This is a genomic window from Companilactobacillus suantsaicola (assembly GCF_004745525.1).
Lineage (GTDB): Bacteria > Bacillota > Bacilli > Lactobacillales > Lactobacillaceae > Companilactobacillus > Companilactobacillus suantsaicola.
The window spans coordinates 85,780-92,792 of record NZ_RKLY01000008.1; the positions used below are offsets into that span (position 1 = coordinate 85,780).

Annotated in this window: 7 protein-coding genes; 2 read left to right on the plus strand and 5 right to left on the minus strand. The window is 37.3% G+C overall.

The features are described 5' to 3' along the window. The first annotated feature begins 176 nt into the window (after window positions 1-176). Window positions 177-2,006, plus strand: coding sequence for an oligopeptide ABC transporter substrate-binding protein (locus EGT49_RS04665; RefSeq protein ID WP_135371992.1), 1,830 nt, complete (start codon window positions 177-179; stop codon window positions 2,004-2,006). A 116-nt stretch (window positions 2,007-2,122) separates the two neighbouring features. Here EGT49_RS04665 and EGT49_RS04670 read toward each other — a convergent pair whose 3' ends face one another. Beyond that, entirely contained in the window at window positions 2,123-2,581 is a 459-nt protein-coding gene (locus EGT49_RS04670) for a flavodoxin (protein ID WP_135371994.1), read from the minus strand. A gap of 78 nt (window positions 2,582-2,659) precedes the next feature. Then, complete coding sequence (locus EGT49_RS04675; RefSeq protein ID WP_135371995.1) at window positions 2,660-3,256, minus strand: NAD(P)H-binding protein; 597 nt, start codon at window positions 3,254-3,256, stop codon at window positions 2,660-2,662. 179 nt (window positions 3,257-3,435) lie between these two features. On the opposite strand from EGT49_RS04675, the gene EGT49_RS04680 reads away from it, so the two are divergent. After that, entirely contained in the window at window positions 3,436-4,005 is a 570-nt protein-coding gene (locus EGT49_RS04680; protein WP_135371997.1) for a sugar O-acetyltransferase, read from the plus strand. Window positions 4,006-4,090: 85 nt separating this feature from the next. Here EGT49_RS04680 and EGT49_RS04685 read toward each other — a convergent pair whose 3' ends face one another. The 3 genes from EGT49_RS04685 to EGT49_RS04695 all read right to left on the minus strand — a co-directional run bounded on the left by EGT49_RS04685 (window position 4,091) and on the right by EGT49_RS04695 (window position 6,731). Next, entirely contained in the window at window positions 4,091-5,140 is a 1,050-nt protein-coding gene (locus tag EGT49_RS04685; RefSeq protein ID WP_135371998.1) for a baeRF8 domain-containing protein, read from the minus strand. A gap of 139 nt (window positions 5,141-5,279) precedes the next feature. Next, window positions 5,280-6,125 carry an aldo/keto reductase gene (locus EGT49_RS04690; RefSeq protein ID WP_135372000.1) on the minus strand — a complete coding sequence of 282 codons (846 nt, stop codon included), beginning with the start codon at window positions 6,123-6,125 and terminating at the stop codon, window positions 5,280-5,282. Window positions 6,126-6,188: 63 nt separating this feature from the next. Further along, window positions 6,189-6,731, minus strand: a complete 543-nt coding sequence (locus EGT49_RS04695) for a GNAT family N-acetyltransferase (protein ID WP_135372002.1) — start codon at window positions 6,729-6,731, stop codon at window positions 6,189-6,191. Window positions 6,732-7,013: the final 282 nt, after the last annotated feature.

The window sequence follows — 7,013 nt, forward strand, 5'->3', positions numbered from 1 at the left end:
TGGCCAAGCTCCAGTATTCCGTAAATCCTCGGAGATTACCCGTTGTCCTCCGCTCTCTAACTTTAAGGGGATGGTGCCTACCAAATATTAAGCATAGTCTAGTCTTTTTGTCATCACAATCACCGACTTAACCAATCGGAAAAAATATAGGGTTACTCATTTAAGGGGGAAACATAATGGTTAAAACTAAGAATAAAGTTGTTCTTTCGGCCGCTGTAACATTCCTTGCAGCTGTCACACTTGCTGGTTGTTCCAGCAATAATAGTAGTAGTGATAATTCTTCATCTGGTTCCACTGCACAAATCAAATTAAAGACATCATTCAAGAATTCTGCTAAGACAGATAAGAATGCTACTAAAAACGGTACTTTGAAGTTAGCTGAAGTTGCTAACTCACCATTCCAAGGTATCTCTGATCCAATTCTTGCATCTAACGCTGCTGACTCCCACGTATTCTCACCTGGTGGTAGTAATAACTTGTTCAACGTTGACAAGAACTACAAGATCATCGATGGTGGTCTTGCTAATCAAAAACTTGATCGTAAAGCAAAGACTGCTACTATCACAATTCGTAGCAACGCTAAATGGTCAAATGGGGACCCTGTAACTGCAAAAGACGTTGAATACGCCTATGAAGTTCTTGGTAACAAGGAATCTACATCAAGTCAATACTCATCTGACTTTGAAAACATCAAAGGTATGGCTGAATACCATGCCGGTACTTCTGACACAATTTCTGGTATCGAAATGCCAGATGGCGAAAAGGGTAAGAAAGTTGTTATCCATTTCGATCATATGTCACCAAGTATGAAGTTCTCTGGTAACTCATTCATTTGGGGAACTGTTGAACCTTACGAATACATCAAAGACGTTCCAATTTCAAAACTTGCATCTTCAGAACAAATCCGTAAGAACCCTATCTTTACTGGTCCTTACAAGCTAGATAAGATTGTTACTGGTGAATCTACTAGTTGGGTTCCAAACAAGTTCTACTACGGTAAGAAAGCCCAAATCGGACATATTACTATCAATGTTGTTTCATCAAATAACATTGTTAAAGCTCTTCAATCTAAGAAGTATGACTCCGTAGTTCCTTCAGCTTCTGGTGAAGTTGGTGGTACAACATACAAGAAATTGAAGAACCTTAAAGGTTATACAAAAGTTGGTCAACCTGCTCTATCATACAGTTACTTTGCCTTTAACTTAGGTCATTACGATACTAAGACTGGTAAGAACGTTGCCGATCCTAATAAGAAGATGGCTAATAAGAAATTACGTCAAGCTATGATGTATGCTCTAAATATTGACCAAATTGCTAAGAAGTTTGGTAATGGTGTTGCATGGCGTGGTAATACATTGATCCCACCTGTATTCCAAAAGTACTATGACAAGTCTGCTAAAGGTTACCCACTAAACATCAAGAAAGCTAATAAGTTACTTGATGAAGCTGGATACAAGAAACGTAACGGTAGCAAGTGGCGTTCAGATCCAAAGGGTAAGAAACTTGTTATCTACTTCGGTGGTATGAGTGGTAGTTCAATTCTTGAAGCTACATACCAAGATTACCTACAACAATGGCACAAAGTTGGTTTGAACGTTAAATTATACGGTGGCAAACCAATGGAAATGAATAGTTTCTATGATACATTGCAAAAACCATCTCAAAACAAGATTGACCTTTGGGATGCTGCATGGTCACTATCATCAGAACCTTCACAATCACAACTTTACGGTGAAACAGCTCCATTCAACATGGGTCACTTCGTAACTAAGAAGAATACTGAATTGATCAACAAGATGAACGATTCATCTGCTTGGAACGATGAGACACGTACTAAGACATTCAAAGAATGGCAAGCATATATGAACGATCAAGCTGCTGTCGTACCAGAAGAATTCAACTACGTATGGCAACCAGTTAATAATCGTGTTAAAGGCTTCGACTTCAGTCCTGCCAATAACGAACTTTACAGTGATCTAACATTGACTTCTTCTAAATTGAAGTAGTCAATGCAACTCAGTTGATTAGCTATTCTCCCACATTACACACATAATCAGTTAGTCAATTGAAGAATCCCGACAAAAAGACCATCAAGGAAAATTCCTTGGTGGTCTTTTATTGTCTAATTATCATTTTTTCTGAGAAACTCTTGTAGCTGCTCATTGCTATCACGATATCGGAAGTTGTCGCTTACTTCACTTGTCGCAAAAACCTTTCTAACCCAAGGCAGTGACTCACTAGCAGTTGATCCCCCAGTGGTCGTAAACGGAATAATCTTCTTACCAGCAAAATCATATTTCTTAGCCAGTGAATGGAAAATCATCGGCAATTGACCACTCCAAGTTGGATAACCTAGAAAAATCGTCTCGTACTGATCAAAATTAGTAATATTTGTCGATATTTCGGGTAAAATACCCTCTTCTAGCTCGTTCATTCCAATCTTCGAATAATTACTATACTCAGCTGGATAAGGCGTCTTAGGCTCAATTCTGACGATGTCAGCACCAGTAATTTTTTGAACCGCTAAAGCTGCTTTCTTAGTGTTATTAGACAGAGAAAAGTAAATAATTAATTTTGACATTTGATCACCTCAAAGTTATCTTAATACCTCAAGCTGACTTTATGGCAAGAAAAAATGTGACATTTCTGCCACACCAAATTACTTACGACAAATTGCCAAATTTTTCTTAGAATCAAGGTGCTTATCGATCACCAATTTTGCAACGCAATCCGCTACACTGTCAATCGAAACTGTATCACTAGTTAAAGCTCCATTGACCAAATCATAATTGATGTCTTGACCCTGATCGAATTCAGCTGGACGAATGATCGTATAATTGAAATTGGAATTTTCAATCATATTGACTGCCGTCTGATAAGGTTGCAACAAAGCATCCTGGGTCAAGTTCCCAGAAGCCCCGTCAGTAACTGGAATCTCATTGTAAAGACCCATTGATGTGACGAAGATCAAGCGATTCATCTGTCTCTTCTTCATCGCATCAATAATTCTTTGAACCGACAAACCTAAATTACTATCCGCTGTGACCAAGACGACCTCATTGCCATCAAGTGCTTGATTCAATGGCTTATCATCTAAGACATCACCGTGAACTAAACGACCTCTATTACTATCGATCGATAACATATTAGTATTACGAGCCATCAAAGTTAAATAATCATCAGTATTCTGTAAAAGACGCTCTGTTACTCTTTGACCAACTACACTAGTTGCACCAATTATTAAAACATTTGCCATATTGCTTACCTCCGATTTTTTTATTCCACCTCCATTCTAAATCTTTTTGTCAAAACTGGAAGTTCTGCCGTTTGTAAAGTTTCAAATAACTATGATTTAAAATCGCTTACATTCTTGAATTTTCAGTAATTATGTTATGCTTAATGTACACTTATATTTATGAGGAGATATGAAAGAAAATGGAAATTGATCAAGACCCTGCGTATCAGCAGATGATAAACGGAGAACTTTACCTAGAATCTAACCTTTTAGCTAAGTTGCGTGATGATATTAGAACTAAGTTAATGACTTACAACTTAATCACTGACAATGATGAGCGTAATGAAAAAATTCAACACTTGTTGAAAAAAGTTGGAAACAGATTTTTCGTAGAGCCAACCTTCTATTTCAGTTACGGCGAAAATATTACGATTGGTGATCACTTTTATGCTAATCACGACGTAACACTTTGTGACGAGGGTCAAATCACCATCGGAAATAATGTCAAATTCGGTCCTAAAGTAGGTCTCTACACACCAAAACATCCAATGGACCCATCAGTTCGCCGAACAGAGGCTGAAAGAACTGCCCCTATTACGATTGGAAACGACGTTTGGGTCGGCGGCAGTGCCAGCATTTTGCCAGGCGTCACACTAGGTAATAACGTTATCGTCGGAGCAGGGTCAGTCGTTACCCATTCTTTCCCTGACAATGTAATCGTTGTTGGAAACCCCGCTAGAATTCTAAGAGAAAACAAACCATCAAAATAACCTTTTTTTAAAAAAAACAGCAGCTATTTTCTAAAATACATAATTTCGTGTCTTATGTCTTTGAAAATAGGTGCTGTTTTATTTTTTAGTATACAATTGCTCTCATCTGCGGAACGACCGCTTCTTCTGAATAGAGTACTCGACAATTAATCCTCTTGAGTAGTGACTCAACCATCATTTTATTGTGTTCAACCGAATAAGACAGCCCGTCATTACAAGAAACTAACTCTCTTACATCACGATTTTCCAAAGCAAAATTGATCATATCTAAGTCATGCAACAGTCTTTCTTGATTGTCGGCTCGATGTAGATCATGCTTAATTTTTTCAGTTAAAGCCAAACTTTCAAAGTTTTTGTACTCGCTAACTTTTTCCAATAACTCCTGGTGATTAAGATTCAGAATTGAAGCGTGAATCACTCCATCCACATATTTTCGATTGCCCATATTTAAGTAAACATCCAACACTTCTGGTAAGCCGGTCAAAATAAAACTATAACCCTTCTTAGCATGTAGCGAATTCAACGCCCTATCCAAATATTGATAGTAAATCGTCTGATCCTTTTGCTGTTCCTCAGCCTTAGCACGGTGCCCGTGGAAGTTAGGATTCTTACCCCCATAAGAACCCACATTCACGTTCGACTCAGCATCAAAATCTGGATAGTAATCCGCAAATCGAGCGTGAATTCCCTCTAATTCAACCTCTTTGAGACTATCAATATCAAAAACATTGATTCTATCACGACTAATGTTCACTAAATAATCCGGTTTGGTTAAATTTTCCTCCGGCAACAGCAAATCCTGTACTAAAAACGTCGTGCCCACATGTGCTTTAGGCATAACCTTATGTTGCAACTCACAAACTTCCATCTGCTCATTGTTAGCAAAAATTAAAAGTGAATTCTTAGCCGTACTGAATAATTGGCGATCCAACAGCAAACAATTCAGATTCTTGGCTGCCATATCCCAAAAACGTCTCGAATAGTTTAATTCTAAATCCTTCAAAACATCTTTCAATAAGTTTTTATAATTCAAAATATTTTCTTCGATTTGTGGAGTTTCCGGTTTAACTGGCAAAATAATACTGATCTTAGGCTCGGTCTTTGAAGAGAGTAATTTGTCATCTTTAATACGCATAAGTCCACCTCATCATCTAAAAACTTATAATTATTATTAGTATTTTTTTATACTATCATGATGAAGGTTTTCTTGTCTATTTAGAACCTAAAAAAAACAGCTATTTCTTATACGAATGTAAGAGAATAGCTGCCTTTATTTATCCTTGAGTAGAATTGTGTGAATGTGATGGTGCGGTATCCGGCATCTTATTCAGTACCGACATATCCTCGTCACTAATTTCAAAGTCCAATTTGGCATTGTCTTCAATATGAGCCTTATGGACGGCCTTTGGTAATGGTAAAACACCGTTTTGAACAACAAATTGAATTGCCAATTGAGCGACACTAACACCGTACTTTTCAGCAATCTTCAAAACATCTTGATTGTGGATCAAGCCACCTGTAGCTAGTGGTGAGTACGCTTCAACTAAAATATCATGTTCCTTAGCAAAAGTTGTGATCTTAGGTTCCGTAAAACCGATATAGTATTGAATTTGATCAACCATTGGTTTGATGGTGGAAGTCTTTAAAACATTTTCCAAATCGTGAACATTAAAGTTTGAAACTCCAATCGCCTTCACACGACCGGAATTGTAAATTTCTTCCATCGCCCGCCAAACATCTTGGTTTTCCTTATCATAATTGGCACCAATTTCACTCCAAGGCCATGGAGCGTGCACTAAATATAGATCCAAATAATCTAAGTCCAAATTCTTCATAGTCGTCTCAAAGTCTTTTAGAGCATCGTCATAATTCTTCGTCTGAGCTGGCAACTTTGAAGTAACGAATAGATTCTCACGTTTGACACCTGAATCCTTGATACCTTGACCAACTTCCTTTTCATTTTGATAAACCAAAGCTGTATCAATATGACGATATCCTGTCTCAATTGCGTCACGCACAGCTTGTCTAGCATCACTTGCAGGAATTTGCCAAGTCCCAAAAGCTACCTTAGGAATTTTAACACCATTATAAATTTCAAATGTATCTGTTAACTTTGTCATCGAAAAACTCCTTCCATATTATAAATTTATAATACTACCTAAAGTTAGCTTTAGAGCAAACATTTAGTCCAATTCTTTCCAAGGCGTAATAGGTTTCATATTTTCCGATTTATCATTCAACGTCTTTTGCAGCCAAGTGATATCTAGCCAACGATTAAATTTAAATCCTGTTTTTGGAAAGACTCCAACTACTTTATAACCTAATTTTTCATGAAATTTAATACTGTTAAGGTTCTCTTCTGTCACACAAGCCATCAGATTAACGACCCCTTGCTTAGTTAAGATGTTCTCCAACTTTTTATATAGCATTGTTCCTAAACCATGGCCTTCAAAGTTGTGATCCAAGTAAATACTAGCTTCAACTGTCCAAGCAAATGCTGCCCGAGGACCATATAGATGTGCATAAGCATACCCTAGAATCTGGTCATCATCATCTACGGCGACAATATAAGGAAAATTTTGCGAAATATCATGAATTCGTTGACGGAAATCATCTAAAGTCGGAATATCTTTTTCAAAAGTTATCGTGGTATTAGTAATATAAGGTGTATAAATTTTCAATAATGCGTCAGCATCATTTTCTGTGGCTGGTCTAATTTTTACCATAGTCTTACCTTCTCGTTTCTTTGAATCAATTAATAATTAGTTATTATAGACTTTTCAGGGATTGATTATCAATCATAGTACAAAAAAGACACAACATCCGGTAGGATGAAGTGCCTATTTACGGAGAGTAAGGGATTTGAACCCTTCATAGTCTCCATGAAGCTTATTTCAGGGTACAAAAAAAGGAACCTACTAAGTAGATCCCTTAGGTTGCGTAGCGACTATCTATCCTCGCGGGTAGTTTCCCACCAACTACTTTCGACGTGAAGAAGCTTAACTTCT